The following is an 18837-nucleotide window of genomic DNA, read 5'->3' as shown; positions in this document are numbered from 1 at the left end:
CATAGTTTCAGTATCATATCAGGTCATTTTTTTATTTCTTTTGGAGTAGCACATTTATGGCACGCGTAACGGTTCAAGACGCTGTAGAAAAAATTGGTAACCGCTTTGACCTTGTACTGGTCGCGGCTCGTCGAGCTCGTCAGTTGCAAACTGGCGGTAAAGATCCTTTAGTTCCTGAAGAAAACGATAAATATACAGTTATCGCACTACGTGAAGTAGAAGAAGGTTTAATTAACGGTCACATACTGGATGTACGTGAACGTCAAGAACAGCAGGAGCAAGAAGCGGCTGAAATGCAAGCAGTTTCTGCTATCGCTGAAGGTCGTCGCTAATTACTAAGGTGGGTCTGCCTTGTATCTGTTTGAGAGCCTAAATCAAGTAATTCAGAAGTATCTTCCCGAAGAACAGATTGAATTACTGAAAAAAGCCTATGTTGTCGCACGGGATGCCCATGAAGGACAAACCCGTTCAAGTGGTGAGCCTTATATTACTCATCCCGTTGCTGTGGCCTGTATTCTTGCCCAAATGCGTTTGGATCATGAAACATTAATGGCAGCGCTACTTCATGATGTCATTGAAGATACTCCTGCGACATTTCAGGATATAGAAGAGCTATTTGGCACCATAGTTGCGGGGCTTGTTGAAGGTGTGTCTAAATTAGATAAACTCAACTTCCGCGACAAAAAAGAAGCTCAAGCAGAAAACTTCCGCAAAATGATCATGGCGATGGTTAAAGACATTCGCGTCATTTTGATAAAACTGGCAGACCGCACTCATAACATGCGCACGCTTGGGTCGCTTAGGCCTGATAAGCGTCGGCGCATTGCAAGAGAAACGCTGGAAATCTACAGCCCTCTTGCGCACCGGTTAGGTATTCACCACATCAAAACTGAGCTAGAAGAGCTGGGCTTTGAGGCGTTATATCCAAACCGTTATCGCGTTATTAAAGAAGTGGTCAAAGCCGCCCGTGGCAACCGTAAAGAGATGATCCAAAAAATCCTCTCTGAAATTGATGGTCGCCTTACTGAAGCGGGTATTCCCTGCCTAGTCAGTGGCCGAGAAAAACATCTTTACTCTATTTATCGTAAAATGCACCTTAAAGAGCAGCGTTTCCATTCCATTATGGATATTTATGCGTTTAGGGTGATCGTAAAAGATGTTGATACCTGCTACCGCGTCCTCGGGCAGATGCATAACCTCTACAAACCGCGTCCCGGTCGTATTAAAGACTATATTGCCATCCCCAAAGCCAATGGTTACCAATCACTGCACACGTCATTAATCGGCCCACATGGTGTTCCCGTTGAAGTGCAAATTCGCACTGAAGACATGGATCAAATGGCTGAAATGGGGGTTGCAGCCCATTGGGCATATAAAGAGCAAGGCGAACAAGGCACTACCGCTCAAGTTCGTGCTCAACGCTGGATGCAAAGTTTACTTGAACTACAACAAAGTGCGGGAAGCTCTTTTGAATTTATCGAGAGTGTTAAGTCTGACCTCTTTCCTGATGAAATTTATGTGTTCACACCGGAAGGCCGTATTGTTGAATTACCGACAGGCGCAACCCCGGTCGATTTCGCCTATGCCGTCCACACGGATATCGGTCATGCTTGCGTAGGTGCTCGGGTTGATCGCCAACCTTACCCACTTTCTCAGGCACTCACCAGTGGTCAAACGGTTGAAATTATCACTGCCCCTGGTGCAAGACCGAATGCAGCTTGGCTCAATTTTGTTGTCAGCTCAAAAGCGCGCGCGAAAATCCGCCAATTATTAAAGAACCTTAAACGAGAAGATTCCATCAATTTGGGCCGTCGCCTATTGAATCATGCGCTCGGGGCGGGTTGTAAACTCAACGATGTGCCACAAGCGAATATCGATCTTGAATTAGCACGCATGAAGCTCAATTCAATTGATGACTTACTTGCTGAAATTGGTTTGGGTAATGCGATGAGCGTTGTTGTGGCGCGTAATTTGCAAAGTAATCCACAGACTGCACCTGAAGATGAGCCTGTCGTGACGACACGCAATAAGCTCTCCATAAAAGGGGCTGATGGCGTTCTTATTACCTTTGCGAAATGTTGTCGCCCTATCCCAGGCGACCCCATTGTGGCTCATATCAGCCCCGGTAAAGGGCTTGTTATTCACCACGAGTCTTGCCGTAACATCCGTGGCTATCAAAAAGAGCCTGACAAATTTATGGCTGTAGAGTGGGATAATGATACCGATACCGATTTTATTGCTGAAATCAAAGTCGATATGATTAACCATCAAGGGGCCCTTGCCAATTTAACAGCTGCCATTAATGATGCTAACTCAAGCATTCAGAGCATGAATACCGAAGAAAAAGATGGGCGAGTTTATTGTGCCTTTATCCGCCTAACGACGAAAAATCGCGTTCAATTAGCCAACGTGATGCGTAAGATCCGGATCATGCCTGATGTGTTACGTGTTAGCCGGAACCGTAATTAACGATGAATGAACGCCGCTATCGCCGCATTTGCCAAATGATGGCGATGCGGCAACCCGATCTCACCATATGCCTTGAAGAAGTTCACAAACCCCACAACGTTTCAGCGATCGTACGTAGTGCAGATGCCGTTGGTATCCATACCATTCATGCTATTTGGCCTGACCAACAAGTTAAACTCTCTGTCTCTTCTGCTGCGGGCAGTAACAGTTGGGTCAATGTGATTTCACACCCATCAACAGAGGCTGCTATTAGCCAATTAAAATCACAAAACATGCAAGTGCTTGTCACCCATTTGTCTGAACAAGCCGTCGATTTTCGTGAAATTGATTATACTCAGCCGACCTGTATTATGGTGGGACAAGAGAAAAAAGGGATATCAGCAAAGGCGCTTGAGCTTGCTGATAAGCACATTATCATTCCAATGGTAGGGATGGTGCAGTCTCTGAATGTTTCTGTGGCTTCCGCCTTGATCCTCTATGAAGCACAACGCCAACGGCAGCTTGCGGGAATGTATTCTCGAGAAACCAGCCTTCTTTCTGAGCAAGAGCAGCAGCAGTGGCTATTTGAAGGTGGCTATCCCGTCCTTGCAGAGGTTGCCAAACGTAAAGGCCTACCTCGCCCCTATATTAATGCACAAGGGCAAATAGAGGCTGAAGAGTCTTGGTGGGCACAGATGCAGTTAACCGAAAAAATGAAAAAACGACAGTTAGGTTAAGGAAGAAATAATGAACAGTGGGCTGCTTGATACCATTTCACTGACGACTCTACACGGCGTAGGGGCTAGCCAATCGGAAAAATTAAGCAAGATAGGCCTAAATACCGTTCAAGATTTATTGCTGCATCTTCCACTTCGTTATGAAGATCATACTCGCCTTTACCAAATCCGCGATCTTTTACCGGGCACAACCGCGACTATCGTTGGTGAAGTGCTCCAAACAAAAGTGGTGTTTGGTCGTAAGCGAATGATGACCTGCTTAATTACCGATGGTACAGGGAATTTAACATTACGTTTTTTCAATTTTTCTGCTGCCATGAAAAATAGCTTAGCAGAAGGCCGCCATGTTATTGCATATGGTGAAGTCCGTCGTGGCAATACTGGGCCTGAAATTATTCATCCTGAATATAAAGTGTCCCAAGATACCTCAAATATCTCACTGCAAGAAAACCTAACGCCCGTTTACCCTACAACCGAAGGGGTAAGACAAGCAACATTGAGAAAGTTAATTGAACAGGCTTTGAAGCTGTTAGAAGGGGGGCAGATCAAAGAGTTGCTACCGGAAGAGCTTAGTCGTGGCTTAATCAGCCTCCCAGACGCGATCCGCCTTTTGCATACTCCCCCCCCTGATGTGGCATTAAGTGAGCTTGAGAAAGGGCAGCACCCAGCTCAAAAACGTTTGATATTAGAAGAATTGCTCGCACACCATTTAAGCATGTTAGCCATTCGAGCCGGTCACCAACGCCTCTATGCTCAACCAATGGTGATCACAGGTCAATTAAAGAGCCAATTTTTGGCAAGCCTACCGTTTACCCCAACCCATGCACAAACACGGGTTGTCGGCGAGATAGAGCAAGATCTGATTAAAGATGCACCGATGATGCGCTTAATTCAAGGTGATGTTGGCTCAGGAAAAACTCTGGTCGCGGCTCTCGCTGCATTATCTGCCATTGAAAATGGCAAACAAGTGGCTTTAATGGCTCCCACCGAGATTTTGGCTGAGCAACATGCCAATAACTTCAAATTATGGTTTGAGCCTTTAGGCATCAATGTGGGCTGGCTTGCAGGGAAACAAAAAGGTAAAGCGCGCGAGCAGCAACAAGAGGCTATCGCCAAGGGTGAAGTGAGTATGGTTGTTGGTACACATGCCCTGTTCCAAGAGCATGTGACGTTTAAAGCTCTTGGACTGGTCATTATTGACGAGCAGCACCGATTCGGTGTTCACCAGCGCCTCGCTCTACGTGAAAAAGGTGAACAACAAGGTTTTCATCCTCACCAACTTATCATGACCGCAACGCCTATCCCTCGCACACTGGCGATGACCGCTTATGCCGATATGGATACCTCTATCATTGATGAGCTGCCTCCTGGACGAACTCCGGTAACGACAGTCGCCATTCCAGATACACGGCGTAAAGATATTATTGAACGTGTCAGGCAAGCTTGTATTGATGAAGGACGCCAAGCCTATTGGGTATGTACTTTGATTGATGACTCCGATGTATTAGAAGCACAAGCGGCACAAGCGACGAGTGATGAATTAGCATTAGCGCTACCTGAATTGAAAGTGGGATTAGTACATGGACGCATGAAACCGGCGGAAAAGCAAAGCATTATGGCGGCATTTAAAAATAATGAGATTCAGCTACTGGTTGCAACTACCGTTATCGAAGTGGGTGTTGATGTTCCAAATGCGAGCTTAATGATCATTGATAACCCTGAACGGCTTGGCCTAGCCCAATTGCACCAATTAAGAGGACGTGTTGGTCGCGGCGCAGTCGCCTCCCACTGTGTGCTTCTCTATAAAACACCGTTGACCCATACGGCAAAACAGCGGTTACAAGTACTGCGTGATAGCAATGATGGTTTTGTTATTGCTCAAAAAGATCTGGAAATTAGAGGCCCCGGGGAGTTATTAGGTACTCGGCAAACGGGGAATGTCGATTTTAAAGTCGCCGATTTGTTACGTGACCAATATATGCTGCCTGAAGTACAACGTATCGCGCGCCATATTCAGCAGAACTATCCTGAAAATGCCAAATTAATTATTGAAAGATGGCTACCTGAACGCGAGCAATACAGCCAAGCTTAATTCAATCATAACTCGATAAATACCTTCATATTTATTGTAAAAATTAAAAGTCATAGCAACAAGGGATAGTGGAACATGAAGATACAAATCTTAATTGGTAGTGTTCGACAAACACGAATAGGACCTCAGATAGCACGCTGGGTTAAGGATGTCGCCGAGAAAAAATACCCTACTGAAATCCTTGATCTCAGAGATTGGCATTTACCAATGGATGATGAGCCCTATCTCCCCGCCGAAGGAATATATACCCAAGAGCATACCATTGCTTGGAGCAAAAAAATCGCTGAAGCCGATGCTTATATTTTTGTTTTCCCACAATATAACTGGGGCTATCCCGCTGCACTAAAAAATGCGATAGACCATTTGTATAAAGAGTGGAACAACAAACCCGCCTTAATGGTCAGTTATGCCAATAGAGGTGGAGGAAAAGCTGCGGAGCAGTTGCAACAAGTGTTGCAAGGCATTCATATGCGTACTACAGAATCTCATTTAGAAATTAAACTCTCTGAAGTTAATTTCTCACCTTCCAACAGTGATGCCTCTTACCCTGAAACACTTTGCCACTATGAAAATGCGCTAATTTCAGCGCTAAATCAGCTGAGCCTGTTACACGCATCACGCTAATTGCATCATTTTGTACCCTATAAACGAAAATTGCCGTGAATAAATTCACGGCAATACCTGCTATTTACCTTTATATATTTTTTATCTGTTATCCAGCCACTGATGGGAATACGGGTAACATTAGATATAGTTTGATCACAATCGCGTTAACGATATCAATAAAGAATGCGCCAACCATTGGAACAACTAAGAATGCAAGGTGTGATGGACCAAATTTGTCCGTGACCGCTTGCATGTTCGCGATTGCTGTTGGCGTTGCACCTAGGCCGAAACCACAGTGCCCTGCCGCCAATATCGCCGCATCATAGTTTTTACCCATCACGCGGAAGGTAACGAAAATAGCATAACCCGCCATCACACAGGCTTGGACTGCCAAAATAATCAGCATAGGAATCGCTAAAGATGCCAGTTCCCACAACTTCAGGCTCATCAGAGCCATCGCAAGGAATAGGGAAAGGCTAACGTTACCAACAACAGAAACCGCGCGGTCAAACACGCGATAAAAGCCCGCTAAAGATAGGCTATTACTTAAGATAACCCCAACAAATAACACACAAACGAATTTAGGAAGTGCAAAGGCAGTATCTGCCAGTAAGCCAGCAATAAAACTCCCCGCCATCAAACAAATCGCAATTAATGCAATAGTTTCAATCAACACCATAGAGGTGATCATTCGGCCTGATTGCGGCTTCTCAAATGCTGTTGGTACATCTTTATCATCTTCAGCAGTGCCTGGCGTTGGAATATTACGGATTAAGAAACGTGCAACTGGCCCACCAATGAGCCCGCCAAGCACAAGACCGAATGTTGCACATGCCATCGCAACTTCAGTCGCACTCTGGAAACCATAGCTATCTGTAAAGATTTTACCCCAAGCAGCCCCTGTACCATGACCACCAGATAAAGTGATAGAGCCAGCAAGCAGCCCCATTAGCGGGTCAAGGCCAAGTAATTCGGCTAAGGCAATACCAACCGTATTTTGTACTAATAGTAAACCTACAACGACAAAAATGAAAATAAACAGTGCTCTACCACCAGCTTTCAAGCTGGCTAAGTTTGCGTTTAAACCAATCGTGGCAAAGAATGCCAACATCATAGGTTCTTGTAATGAAAGGTCGAAAGACAAGCTCCAATCAAATACTTGCTTGATCACCAATAAGCTAAAAGCGACCAGCAACCCGCCTGCAACAGGCTCCGGGATAGTATATTTTTCGAGGAAAGGAACTGATTTTACAAGCTTACGTCCGAGCAATAGCACAAGGGTAGCAGCCACAAGCGTACCGTAGACATCGAGATGATACATTTATGTACCTCGTCTGTTGTTAATATTATTTAAAACTAGTAAGACGTTAATTTCTTCCTTAAAACGCCAAAAGCAGGTTCCTGAATTAGAAAAAAAATCGGAGATAAACACAAGTTAAAACATATAAAAATGTGACATTCCTTATCTAACTATAAAGAAATATTTTTCGCGCAAACGATTGCTTTTTTACGTGGTCGCTTTACAATGCGTTTTTTGTTGGCAGAGAAATACCAAAATGACCACCGAAGCATCTCAAAGACAGGCCGTTGAAGTCGAGCCAAAAAGTGAACTCATTTACCGTTTAGAAGATAGGCCACCACTCCCTCAGGCGTTGTTTGCTGCGGGTCAGCACCTTCTCGCCATGTTTGTGGCCGTCATTACCCCCGCAATGCTTATTTGCCAGTCATTAGGGCTACCCGCCCATGATACACAGCGCATTATCAGTATGTCACTGTTTGCTTCGGGTATTGCTTCCTTAATTCAGATCCGTGCTTGGGGGCCTGTTGGCTCCGGGCTATTATCTATCCAAGGCACCAGTTTTAACTTTGTTGCACCTTTAATTATGGGGGGTGTTGCACTCAAACAAGGTGGCGCTGATATCCCCTCAATGATGGCGGCACTGTTTGGCACACTGTTGGTCGCAGCACTCACTGAAGTTGTTTTATCGCGTTTTCTGCATTTAGCTCGTCGAGTGATTACCCCATTAGTATCTGGCGTGGTAGTCATGATCATTGGGCTGTCACTGATCCAAGTCGGTCTGACTTCTATTGGTGGCGGGCACAGCGCAATAACTGATAATACCTTTGGCTCCCCCGATTATTTGCTACTGGCAGGTATTGTGTTGGCTGTCATTATTTTACTCAATCGCCAAAAAAACCCTTACTTACGCGTCGCCTCTTTGGTGATAGCTATGGCAATCGGCTATCTTGCGGCTTGGTGGATGGATATGCTTCCCACAACCCAAGACACCGATAGCACACAATCCGTGATCACCATACCTGAACCTTTCTATTATGGATTATCCTTTGATTGGAACTTGCTGATCCCACTCATGCTCATTTTTATGGTGACCTCTTTAGAGACAATTGGCGATATCACCGCGACCTCCGATGTCTCCGAGCAACCTGTGCGCGGCCCCATTTATATGAAGCGAATTAAAGGCGGAGTGTTAGCAAATGGTTTGAACTCCATGGTATCTGCTGTATTTAACACCTTCCCTAACTCCTGCTTTGGCCAAAATAATGGCGTGATCCAGCTTACTGGCGTGGCAAGCCGCTACGTGGGTTATATCGTTGCTTTAATGTTGATCCTATTAGGGGTATTTCCTGCTGTCGCCGGCTTTGTTCAACAAATTCCTGAGCCTGTTTTAGGCGGTGCCACCATTGTGATGTTCGGTACGATTGCAGCTTCTGGTGTGCGTATTGTTTCCCGTGAACCCCTCAACCGCCGTGCAATTATGATTATCGCCTTATCGCTTGCGGTCGGTATGGGGGTTTCACAACAGCCACTTATTTTACAATTTGCCCCTGATTGGCTGAAAACACTCTTTTCATCCGGTATTGCCGCAGGGGGTTTAACCGCAATTGTTCTGAATTTAATTTTCCCTCACGAAAAGTAACCTGTCATTTACCGCCAGAGTTGAATACACTGGCGGTTATTCTGTATTCTATCTTGATAATTTATCCATCAGCGCATTTACCCATCAGTCCAATTATGGAGGGGCAGATAAACCATGAGGTGGTTAACCAAGCTCATCATAGCGCTTCTGCTACTGTTCTTACTCGCCGTGATATTCACCTATGCAGGGTTGCAAACACGCTGGGGTGCATCCTACGCTAGCCATTTTTTAAGTAAATTCACCGATTTTGATATTGATGTTGGTATCATGGGGCATGAGTTTTCGAATGCGGGTGAATTTGTTTTCCAAGACGTAAAAATCGCTTCGCGTAATCAAGACATGACACTGGATGCGAAACAAATTGTTGTCGATGTTAATTGGCGGAATCTGTTTAGCGGTACCGCAATTCGTCGCTTCGTGATCACGCAAGGTAATTTAGCGGCGACGACCTCAGAAACGTCAACGCCAATTCCATTGAGTGCAAATATCCTCCAGTTTGAAAATAGCAATATCCAGCTAAACCAAGCAGAAAATCGCCTTCAAGTTTCTGGGTTCACAGGTGGCATCACACCATGGCAGCCAACCACAAACCATCCGTTTGGTTATGGTGATTTCCGCTTCACCACTAAACAGTTAGATATCAATGAATTGCCCTTAAAAAATGTTGCAATCACAGGGAAGCTTCAAGAGAATCTCACTGAATTTACCGATGCCAGCGGCTATCTTAATAATGGCTACATCACAGGCTCAGGAAAAGCATTAGCAGACGGTTCTATCACCATTAATTCTTTAGCGATGGATAAAGTTGGCTGGCAAAATAGCATTCCCTTTGACTCATTGCGTGAAGCAATCGAGAGCCAACGCACTATCTCATTAAAAAATGTTGCGCTAACTAATGTTGATCTCCAAGGTAAAGACTGGGCAATCTCAGGGCTTAATACTGAAATTGACCATATCAACTGGGTGAGGGGAAGTTGGAGCAGTCCTAAGAGCCATATTAACTTTACTGTTAATCAATTGGTTATCAAGGATCAACAGGTCGATACACTGATTGGTGATCTCAATATTCAGGGCGATAACCTCAACATTGAAAAGCTTTCAGGTTATTACTATAAAGGGGTATTTAGCCTTAATGGTGTGTGGCAACGTAACGACCAAACCCTTACCCTCAATGACGCAAAACTAGCCGGTATTTTATACACTCTGCCTGAAAATTGGCTGCAATTTTTCAGTCAACCTTCTCCTAATTGGCTATCAGGGCTGACTATCAAACAATTTACCCTATCTCAATCATTGCTTATGAATATCGACTCTCGTTTCCCATTCGAATTGACTGCGCTCAGTGGCAACGTAGAAAATGTGAGTCTTATTAAGCAAAAACAGTGGGGAATTTGGAGTGGTAAAGCCTCATTCAATGCAGATAGCGGAACGGTTAATCAAGTTATGATACGCCGGCCTTATATGGATTTACGCCAAAGTGGGCAAGCCTCTGCTGCGGCTTCATTAACTGCCAGCACTGATAAAGGGGTTGTGAAGGTAGGTCTATTGGTGAAGCAGTCACCTAAAAAAGTGCCATTTTTACTGCGAGCTTCAGGTACGAATGTCGACCTTTCCGTCCTAAATCAATGGGGCTGGCAAGGCTTTCCACCTCAAGTCATTGGCGATTTTGATACATCACTACAAGGGGATTTATTAGCGCCATCCTTAGCAAAAAGCGTAAATGGTGAATTAGTCGCTACTCCACTGCAAGGGAAGCAAATGTATCGGACTGTGGTGAACGGTGTTGTTACCTCTTCTGTTGAGAGTGATGCGCCCCCTACCGAGTCACAACCTGTGGGCTCTCTACCAACGAACGATCAGCTCCCAGCGCTACTTACGCAATAATAGAAAGGCAGGCCAATCATCTCATTGGCCTGCCTCTCAATCGCTATCATCAAGATGATTTTATGGTCTTTTCCACCGGTAAAACCATATAGACACCACTAAATACTGCTCCAACCTCACTGTTCGCGCCACTGACGGCTACCTCAAGTTTCACTCTCGCTTTACTTCCTCTTGCGAGACGGTCAAGGTCGCCACTCATATGTGACATATCGGCAACGGCTGTTGGCCTGCCACTAACAGGCTTGCTATAACGAATGCTGGCATCCACTAAGACAATATCACCACCGAGTTGGTGCTCTTGCATGAGTAGCCAAATCAAACCCCATCCCGTTAATGTTGCCAGTGAAAATTGGCTACCTGCAAAAATTGTTTCATGGGGGTTTTGGTTACCCGCTTCAGGCATCGTGGTAATAAATTTTTTCCCTGTATATTGTTCAATACGAACACCCATTTTTTCACTTAACGGGATATATTTATACCACGCTTGTTGCAGTTCGCCGCACCAATCGGGTCGATGGAGGATTTGATCGAGGGTTTCAATCGGTTTAATCATTAAATAGTGGCGAACGGGTGTTTTCAGTTCACCAGCGATAAGGCCACGACTTTCAAAGCCGATCTTACTAAAGAAAGGAACGGCCTCTTCCCGAACACTCGATACAATGCGTTTTACACTTTCTTGTCGCGCAATGGACTCTAGGGCCATCAAGATGAGTTTACCTAAACCTTTACCTTGCATCACAGGATTAACAGCAAGAAAGCGGATCGCACCTTCATTATCGGCATTAATATAAAGCCGCCCGATCGCTAAAATACGGTTTTTATCATCAACGACCATTTGATGATAAGCAGTAAGATCATAGCCATCTTTCTCAGAACCAAGAGGCTGATTAAAGGGTTTACGTAACATCTCCCAGCGGAACTGGTAATAAGCATCAAACTCAGCGTCATCTTTAGGTGCACGCAGATGGTACATAGTCTCCCCCTAAATAGTTGAATCAGACTTGCAACCAGAAAGTCACAGGACCGTCGTTGGTCAGGCTGACTTGCATATCCGCGGCAAATTGCCCTGTTTCAGTGATCACACCTTGTTGGCGACTCTGTTCAACAAAATATTCATATAGCTGTTCAGCGCGTGCAGGCTCTGCTCCCCCTGAAAAGCTGGGTCTCATCCCTTTTTTCGTATCTGCTGCCAATGTAAATTGCGAGACAACTAACAAATGACCGCCAGCTTGTTGAACATTCAGGTTCATTTTTCCCTGTTCATCACTAAAAATTCGATAACCAAGTACTTTCTCACACAGCCGTTTTGCTTTTTGTTCGTCATCATCTTTTTCAACGCCGAGTAAAACAAGTAACCCAGAACCGATTTGACCAACAACTTGCTCATTCACAACAACTGCTGCATGAGCGACTCTCTGTATTAATGCAATCATGGTAACTCTATAAAAATATGGAGTAACGGTTTAGGTTACTCCACGGTGATAACTCATTAATTATTCGACTTCAGCGTTGAAGTCATAAGTACGAAAATATTCAGGTACAGTGTCTTTGTTAACGACATGAACACCTTTGATACCTAGCGCTTCGGCAGCCTTAATATTGTCCTCAACATCATCAAAGAATATGGCATCTGCCGCGTCAAACTCTTCAGATTCCAGAACATATTGGTAAATGGCTGGATCAGGTTTGCGCATCCCCAAGTCTTGAGATAGGTAGAGGAAATCAGAGGAGGCTGCAATTTCAGGGTAATGTTCAGGCCAGTAATCAAGGTGTAGGCGGTTGGTGTTAGATAAAACAACAACACGATGCCCTTGCTCACGTAGGCGCTCCATTATATCAATAACTTCTGGGCGCACCGACATAAAGATAGCGTGCCAGCCTTCCGCAAACTCTTCAAAACTGAGTGTAATGCCGAGTTCTTCGCATAGCATTTCAGCAAATTCAATATCTGAAATTTTGCCACACTCATGTTGTTGGAAGATATTCCCAAAAGTAAACCGTGATTTGATCTGCTCAGAAGGCGTACCGCTCAGCTCTGACCATTTATCAAAAACACGATTAAAGTCGATATCAATAATCACATTACCCATATCGAAGATATACAGCATACCGTTTCCTCGTTGTTATTAACTAAATTCACTTTAATCATAATTCATACAACTGAACAGCCCTAATTGCAGATTATTTGTTGTTTTTTTATTAATAAAGGGTGCCATCGTCTCTATCATGACAATAGATTCGAAACAGTCGAGCTAGATGCTCCCCTGCTGGCGACAAGGTATGATCCCGCCGTTGCACCAGCGCAAAAGTTGCATAAGGCAATTTTTCAGCCAAATCTAGTGCGATAAATTGCTGGTCAAATAAAGGGTCATCAATTGTATCAACAGAGACAATCGTCAAAAAATCGCTTTGTGCCACCAAGCTCATGCAGCCAATTAATGTTTCACATGTCACACTAAAGCTCATTGGTCTCTCCATTCTGGAGAACACTTCAGAAAGCTGCTTATAATAAGTGCCTTTCGGTGTCGGCATTGTCCAGTCACAATTTGCTAATTGCTCTAATGACGTAGCATGCCTCATCGGGTGATCTTTACGCATGATCACCTTATATTCTTTGCGCATTAACCTTTCAAAATTAAATTCAGCATCCAAACTACCGGGGTAATAAGTATTCACCGTAAAATCTAATTCACCTTGGCGTAATTGCGGCAACATCGTCAATAATTGCCCTTCCATGATACGGATCTTGATATTGGGAAAGTCACGATGAAATTGAATAATGACTTTTGGCATCACTGAACGTGCAATACTCCCTGCGACACCAATATTAATCGTACCGCTGGATAATCCAATGCGCTGCTGTATTTCCTCTTGCCCTACACGTAACTCTTCCAAAATAATACTGGCACGACGTAAAAAACTTTCTCCACAATCCGTTAAATAGATCCCTTGATTACTACGAATAAATAATTTTGCTCCCAAAGAGCTTTCTAATTCACGAATGGATTTGGTCAGTGCTGGCTGAGAAAGCTGTAAAAAACGGCTTGCTGCCCTAATGCTGCCATGGCGACTCACTTCAACGAATGCCCTCAATTGATTCAACTTTATTGGCAAAGCCATATTAGCCCCTGATAACCATTAGTTATATAGACAAAGATAATCGTATCTTTTTTACCCTATTTTGATTGTGTACAGTCAACTTTTGACAATAACAAATAATTAACATAACTACTTATTAACTATTTTTTAATTATTAAAACAATCAAATGCAGCATATTAAATTAGTTTAAAAATATTAAATAAAATTTAATTTTATTTAAATTGAATCGTTCTGGGTATTTATACCGAGCCACTCCCACTTTATCGTGATAACTAAAAGAGATAACAATTATGGAGATTTCTTTAAATAACGCTATTGGATCCATCACACATCAATTACAAATTTGGCGGCGTGATTTTCATCAATATGCCGAATCCGGTTGGTTTGAATTTCGAACTGCAACATTAGTTGCTGATGAGCTGGACCGCCTCGGCTACCAATTACAACTAGGAAAGGAGGTCATCAACGCTGAAGATCGCATGGGGCTTCCCTCACCACAGCAATTGGCAGAGCAAGAAAAACGAGCCATTGAGCAAGGCGCGCTAACCAAATGGCTTCCCTATTTTTCAGGAGGATTTACGGGGATCGTTGCGACGTTAGATACGGGTAAACCGGGGCCTACACTGGCGTTTCGTGTTGATATGGATGCGTTAGATCTGAATGAAGATCTCACTGAACAGCACCGTCCACACGCAGAAGGCTTCTCTTCTTGTAATGCCCATATGATGCACGCCTGTGGTCACGACGGTCATACCGCCATTGGCCTCGGTTTGGCACATATCTTGAAGCAATTTCAATCACAACTGACTGGTCGTATCAAAATTATTTTCCAGCCTGCCGAAGAAGGAACCCGTGGAGCAAAATCAATGGCAACCGCTGGCGTTGTGGATGATGTCGATTTCTTTGTCGCCATACATATCGGCACTGGAGTGCCTAAAGGGGAATTAGTGTGTGGCAGTAAAAGTTTTCTTGCGACCACTAAATTTGATGTCACTTTTCAAGGGAAAGCCGCACATTCAGGAGCAAGACCAGAAGATGGCAAAAACGCATTAGTTGCCGCCGCTCAGGCCACACTGGGTCTATATGGTATTCCTCGGCATAGTGAAGGTAGTTCTCGTATCAATGTTGGTGTACTCAATGCAGGAATTGGACGTAATGTCATTGCTGATCACGCATTAATGAAAGTTGAGACACGCGGCGAAACGAATGATATTAATGAGTTTATGTATCAAAAAGCCCTCAATATCATTGAAGGTGCCGCCAAAATGCAAGATGTTGAGTTCAACATCAAATTAATGGGCGCTGCACAAAGTAGTCATCCTAGCCCGCAATGGGTCGATTTCATTATGCGTCTAGCACAGAACAATATTCCTGAGCTGACTTCCGTTATTAAAGATAAACCTCAAGCAGCAGGTTCAGAAGATGCAACCTACTTTATGGAGCGCACCAAAGCACTTGGTGGGCAAGCAACCTATATGATTTTCGGTACTGAGCTTAGCGCAGGGCATCACAATGAACGTTTTGATTTTGATGAAGATGTTATGCCTGTTGCCGTCAAAACCTTAGCCACTATTGCGCTTTCGCTACCTGAATTTGGAGATCACCCTAATGAGTAACGCATTCACATCATTCATCAATCATTATATTGAACAGAATCGCGCACGTTTCACCCAATTAAGCGATGCGATTTGGGATCATCCAGAAACCCGTTTTGAAGAGACCTTCTCGGCTGGGCTACTCGCTGATGCACTGGAGCAAGAGGGCTTTACTGTAGAAAGAGGGGTGGGCGATATTGATACCGCATTTATTGCCAGCTTTGGCTCCGGCGCCCCTGTGATAGCGCTGCTGGGTGAATTCGATGCGCTTGCTGGTTTAAGTCAGCACTCCGCTTGTAGCCATCCTAGCCCCGTTATTGAAAACGGTAATGGTCACGGTTGTGGGCATAATTTATTGGGAACTGCCGCATTAGCTGCCGCCTTTGCCGTAAAAGCTTGGATAGAGGAAAACCAACTACCAGGTACAGTACGTTTCTATGGCTGTCCGGGTGAAGAAGGCGGCTCAGGTAAGACTTTTATGGTAAGAGAAGGCTTATTTGATGATGTAGATGCGGCGGTAACATGGCACCCTGAATCATTTAGTGGTGTTTTCAATGTTCAATCCCTCGCCAATATTCAAACTGCATTTCGCTTCAAAGGCATTGCAGCACACGCGGCAAACTCTCCACATTTAGGCCGTAGCGCACTTGACGCGGTTAGCCTAATGAATGTTGGTGTTCAATTTTTACGTGAACATATTATTCAAGAAGCGCGCATCCACTATGCAGTCACGAATACGGGGGGCGCTTCCCCTAACGTCGTTCAAGCAGATGCCGAAGTTTTGTATCTGGTTCGTGCACCACAGCTAGACCAAGCTCAAGATATTTATCAACGAGTTATTGATATCGCTAAAGGCGCAGCTTTAATGACTGGTACACAATTAGAGATCCGACTCGATAAAGCATGCTCAAATTATGTTCCTAATCGCACTATTGAAAAAGCGATGTATCAGCATATTACCCATTACGGTATTCCTGAATACAGCGAGCAAGAGCGCCAATTTGCAGAAGAGATCCATGCCACCTTAACCAAAGATGATTTGCACAACGCAAAACTGAATGCCGCGCGTAGTGGTGGTGAACAAGCGATAAAATGGGGTGAGCGCCAAGGTAACAAGGCTCTGACGGATGAAGTTTTACCCTATGTTGAATCAAAAGAACTGATGTATGGCTCAACGGATGTGGGGGATGTCAGCTGGGTCACACCAACGGCACAATGCTTTAGCCCTTGCTTTGCATTCGGCACACCTCTGCATACATGGCAATTGGTTGCGCAAGGAAGAACATCTATCGCCCATAAAGGCATGCTATTAGCAGGGAAAATTATGGCAGCTACCGCCGTTGATCTACTCACAACACCGAACTTACTCGCTCAAGCAAAAAGTGAGTTCCAACGTCAACGTGCTCAACAACCTTACCACTGCCCAATTCCCCCTGACGTTAAGCCGTCTAAGTTGCAGTAATTTTGTATTGGCGGGTCAATAACAATCACAAATCCCGCCATCAAGACCATAAAAATAACAATAATTGCAAATAAATAGGAAAAACATCATGAGCCAAACCACAACATCAATGAATAAGAGCCCAGGTGCTATTTTTCGTTGGATAGAGCGTGTTGGGAATAAAATACCAAACCCTTTCATTCTTTTTGTCTATCTTCTGGCGATCTTAATGGTCGCTACGGCTATCCTTTCTTGGTTTGATTTATCGGTAAAGAATCCAGCTAACGGCGAACTCGTTTCCGTAAAGAACCTATTGAGTGTCGAAGGCATACAGTGGATTTTACCTAATATTGTCAAAAACTTCAGTAGCTTTGCTCCATTAGGCGCCATCTTAGCGCTCGTCATCGGGGCAGGACTCGCTGAAAAAGTGGGTTTATTACAAGCCTTAATGTACAAAATGGCATCAGGGATTAATAAACGTTACGCCAGCTATATGGTGTTATTTATCGCCTTTTTCAGCCATATTTCATCAGATGCCGCTTTGGTGGTTATGCCCCCTTTAGGTGCATTAATTTTTATTGCGGTTGGTCGTCACCCCGTCGCGGGTCTACTCGCGGCTATTGCTGGCGTAGGCTCCGGCTTTACCGCTAACCTCCTGATTGTTACAACGGATGTTTTACTCTCTGGGATCAGTACGGAAGCCGCCATGATCATCGACCCTAACTTACATGTTAGTGTCATTGATAACTGGTATTTTATGGCTACATCCGTCATCGTCTTAACGATTGCAGGTGCCATCTTAACGGATAAATTTATTGAGCCACGATTACCAAAGTGGGAAGGCACTTCTCATGACCGCTTAGAAAAATTAACCCCATTACAAAATCGTGGGTTATTAATGAGCGGGCTCTCGGCATTAATATTTATTGGACTCGTCGCATTAATGGTTGTACCTGAAGGTGCACCACTTCGTGACCCACAGACAGGCTCGGTGATCCCTTCACCATTTATTAAAGGTATTGTGCCTGTCATCATTATTTTCTTCTTTGTCGTCTCAATTACTTATGGTATTTCGACCAAGCAAATTAAAAAACCAAATGATATTCCTGACCTATTAGTTGACCCCATGAAAAGCATGGCGGGCTTTATTGTCATGGTTTTCCCTCTGTCTCAGTTCGTTGCGTTTTTCAACTGGAGCAACATGGGGAAATTTATGGCGATTGGCTTGACTGATTTACTCGAAAATTTAGGAATGACAGGCGTGCCTGCCTTTATTGGTTTGATGTTTTTATCTGCATTCTTATGTATGTTTATTGCCAGTGGCTCCGCAATTTGGTCTATTTTAGCGCCAATATTTGTGCCAATGTTTGTGCTGTTAGGCTTCCACCCTGCTTTTGCACAGATAGTCTTTCGTATCGCTGACTCCGCGGTACTCCCACTTGCACCGATGTCACCATTCTTACCTCTATTTTTAGGGTTTCTACAGCGATATTACAAAAATGCCCAACTTGGTACTTATTACACCTTAATTCTGCCTTACCCACTGGTTTTCTTTGCAGTATGGATATTGCTGCTCGTCGGTTGGTACTATGCCGGTTTACCAATAGGGCCAGGGGTTTATCCTCAACTGACACCTTAATAAGTCACCCATTACCTTTAAAATTTACTGTATCAATAGAAGGTGGGATAGCTTCCCGCCATCCTCTTACCCTACCGTACATACAGCGCTGTATGCACGGTAGTTTGTACTTATTCCGCTCAGGTCGTCACACATGTGTGTCGCTAATAATTTCGTTACTGTTCGTTTATTGCGACTAACAAAATTAAGGTGATTTTGGGAAGTGCTTTCCTTCTCCACGCGCGATGACTGATTATTCGTTATATCTACTCAAGTTGCAGTGTGATAATAGATATCACTCAGAACTGATTGATTTTACGAACGTAAATATCCTTCCAAAATGTGTTTATCTCGTGCGATAGCTTGGAATTAATATG

The 18837-nt window shown here is 44.2% G+C and carries 15 protein-coding genes; 10 read left to right on the top strand and 5 right to left on the bottom strand.

Annotation, left to right across the window (positions count from 1 at the left end; all coding sequences use genetic code 11):
• The first annotated feature begins 56 nt into the window (after positions 1–56).
• The 5 genes from rpoZ to PSE69_RS13885 all read left to right on the top strand — a co-directional run bounded on the left by rpoZ (position 57) and on the right by PSE69_RS13885 (position 5901).
• Positions 57–332, top strand: coding sequence for a DNA-directed RNA polymerase subunit omega (gene rpoZ / locus PSE69_RS13905; RefSeq protein ID WP_004262665.1), 276 nt, complete (start codon positions 57–59; stop codon positions 330–332).
• 19 nt (positions 333–351) lie between these two features.
• Positions 352–2469, top strand: a complete 2118-nt coding sequence (spoT, locus tag PSE69_RS13900; protein ID WP_004923698.1) for a bifunctional GTP diphosphokinase/guanosine-3',5'-bis pyrophosphate 3'-pyrophosphohydrolase — start codon at positions 352–354, stop codon at positions 2467–2469.
• Positions 2470–2471: 2 nt separating this feature from the next.
• Positions 2472–3185 (top strand): tRNA (guanosine(18)-2'-O)-methyltransferase TrmH, encoded by a 714-nt coding sequence (gene trmH, locus PSE69_RS13895; RefSeq protein WP_040132696.1) that lies wholly within the window; start codon positions 2472–2474, stop codon positions 3183–3185.
• Between the two features lie 10 nt (positions 3186–3195).
• Positions 3196–5277 carry an ATP-dependent DNA helicase RecG gene (gene recG / locus PSE69_RS13890; RefSeq protein ID WP_040132695.1) on the top strand — a complete coding sequence of 694 codons (2082 nt, stop codon included), beginning with the start codon at positions 3196–3198 and terminating at the stop codon, positions 5275–5277.
• Positions 5278–5352: 75 nt separating this feature from the next.
• Entirely contained in the window at positions 5353–5901 is a 549-nt protein-coding gene (locus tag PSE69_RS13885; protein ID WP_061064616.1) for an NADPH-dependent FMN reductase, read from the top strand.
• 88 nt (positions 5902–5989) lie between these two features.
• Here the strand turns inward: PSE69_RS13885 and gltS are convergent, their stop codons facing one another.
• A complete protein-coding gene (gltS, locus tag PSE69_RS13880) occupies positions 5990–7204 on the bottom strand; it encodes a sodium/glutamate symporter (RefSeq protein ID WP_004923688.1) in 1215 nt (404 codons plus the stop codon).
• A gap of 235 nt (positions 7205–7439) precedes the next feature.
• On the opposite strand from gltS, the gene PSE69_RS13875 reads away from it, so the two are divergent.
• Positions 7440–8822, top strand: coding sequence for a uracil-xanthine permease family protein (locus PSE69_RS13875; RefSeq protein ID WP_004923685.1), 1383 nt, complete (start codon positions 7440–7442; stop codon positions 8820–8822).
• A 114-nt stretch (positions 8823–8936) separates the two neighbouring features.
• Positions 8937–10706 carry an AsmA family protein gene (locus PSE69_RS13870; RefSeq protein WP_040132693.1) on the top strand — a complete coding sequence of 590 codons (1770 nt, stop codon included), beginning with the start codon at positions 8937–8939 and terminating at the stop codon, positions 10704–10706.
• Positions 10707–10755: 49 nt separating this feature from the next.
• On the opposite strand, the gene fabY is transcribed toward PSE69_RS13870, so the two are convergent.
• The 4 genes from fabY to PSE69_RS13850 form a co-directional block, all read right to left on the bottom strand.
• A complete protein-coding gene (gene fabY / locus PSE69_RS13865; protein WP_004923676.1) occupies positions 10756–11679 on the bottom strand; it encodes a fatty acid biosynthesis protein FabY in 924 nt (307 codons plus the stop codon).
• 22 nt (positions 11680–11701) lie between these two features.
• Positions 11702–12139, bottom strand: coding sequence for a D-aminoacyl-tRNA deacylase (dtd, locus tag PSE69_RS13860; protein ID WP_004923673.1), 438 nt, complete (start codon positions 12137–12139; stop codon positions 11702–11704).
• 60 nt (positions 12140–12199) lie between these two features.
• Entirely contained in the window at positions 12200–12814 is a 615-nt protein-coding gene (gene yihX / locus PSE69_RS13855; protein ID WP_004923670.1) for a glucose-1-phosphatase, read from the bottom strand.
• Between the two features lie 91 nt (positions 12815–12905).
• A complete protein-coding gene (locus tag PSE69_RS13850; RefSeq protein WP_014656999.1) occupies positions 12906–13826 on the bottom strand; it encodes a LysR family transcriptional regulator in 921 nt (306 codons plus the stop codon).
• A gap of 270 nt (positions 13827–14096) precedes the next feature.
• On the opposite strand from PSE69_RS13850, the gene PSE69_RS13845 reads away from it, so the two are divergent.
• The 3 genes from PSE69_RS13845 (at position 14097) to abgT (ending at position 18481) form a co-directional block, all read left to right on the top strand.
• Positions 14097–15422 (top strand): M20 family metallo-hydrolase, encoded by a 1326-nt coding sequence (locus PSE69_RS13845; RefSeq protein ID WP_004923662.1) that lies wholly within the window; start codon positions 14097–14099, stop codon positions 15420–15422.
• Positions 15415–16863, top strand: coding sequence for a M20 family metallopeptidase (locus PSE69_RS13840; RefSeq protein ID WP_004923660.1), 1449 nt, complete (start codon positions 15415–15417; stop codon positions 16861–16863). Before PSE69_RS13845 ends, PSE69_RS13840 begins: the two co-directional genes overlap by 8 nt.
• Positions 16864–16951: 88 nt before the next feature.
• Positions 16952–18481 (top strand): p-aminobenzoyl-glutamate transporter, encoded by a 1530-nt coding sequence (gene abgT, locus PSE69_RS13835; protein ID WP_014657002.1) that lies wholly within the window; start codon positions 16952–16954, stop codon positions 18479–18481.
• Positions 18482–18837: the final 356 nt, after the last annotated feature.

Source organism: Providencia sp. PROV122, from assembly GCF_028482365.1.
Taxonomy (GTDB): domain Bacteria; phylum Pseudomonadota; class Gammaproteobacteria; order Enterobacterales; family Enterobacteriaceae; genus Providencia; species Providencia stuartii.
The sequence above is the reverse complement of the archived record's forward strand: the minus strand, read 5'-3'. Positions and strand labels throughout refer to the sequence as shown.

Excerpts from the sequence above, each read along its gene's own strand:
- PSE69_RS13845 (WP_004923662.1), top strand. The coding sequence starts at position 14,097 with ATGGAGATTTCTTTAAATAACGCTATTGGATCCATCACACATCAATTA.
- PSE69_RS13840 (WP_004923660.1), top strand. The coding sequence starts at position 15,415 with ATGAGTAACGCATTCACATCATTCATCAATCATTATATTGAACAGAAT.
- PSE69_RS13875 (WP_004923685.1), top strand. The coding sequence starts at position 7,440 with ATGACCACCGAAGCATCTCAAAGACAGGCCGTTGAAGTCGAGCCAAAA.
- abgT (WP_014657002.1), top strand. The coding sequence starts at position 16,952 with ATGAGCCAAACCACAACATCAATGAATAAGAGCCCAGGTGCTATTTTT.
- trmH (WP_040132696.1), top strand. The coding sequence starts at position 2,472 with ATGAATGAACGCCGCTATCGCCGCATTTGCCAAATGATGGCGATGCGG.
- PSE69_RS13870 (WP_040132693.1), top strand. The coding sequence starts at position 8,937 with ATGAGGTGGTTAACCAAGCTCATCATAGCGCTTCTGCTACTGTTCTTA.
- recG (WP_040132695.1), top strand. The coding sequence starts at position 3,196 with ATGAACAGTGGGCTGCTTGATACCATTTCACTGACGACTCTACACGGC.
- yihX (WP_004923670.1), bottom strand. The coding sequence starts at position 12,814 with ATGCTGTATATCTTCGATATGGGTAATGTGATTATTGATATCGACTTT.
- gltS (WP_004923688.1), bottom strand. The coding sequence starts at position 7,204 with ATGTATCATCTCGATGTCTACGGTACGCTTGTGGCTGCTACCCTTGTG.
- PSE69_RS13850 (WP_014656999.1), bottom strand. The coding sequence starts at position 13,826 with ATGGCTTTGCCAATAAAGTTGAATCAATTGAGGGCATTCGTTGAAGTG.
- PSE69_RS13885 (WP_061064616.1), top strand. The coding sequence starts at position 5,353 with ATGAAGATACAAATCTTAATTGGTAGTGTTCGACAAACACGAATAGGA.
- dtd (WP_004923673.1), bottom strand. The coding sequence starts at position 12,139 with ATGATTGCATTAATACAGAGAGTCGCTCATGCAGCAGTTGTTGTGAAT.
- rpoZ (WP_004262665.1), top strand. The coding sequence starts at position 57 with ATGGCACGCGTAACGGTTCAAGACGCTGTAGAAAAAATTGGTAACCGC.
- fabY (WP_004923676.1), bottom strand. The coding sequence starts at position 11,679 with ATGTACCATCTGCGTGCACCTAAAGATGACGCTGAGTTTGATGCTTAT.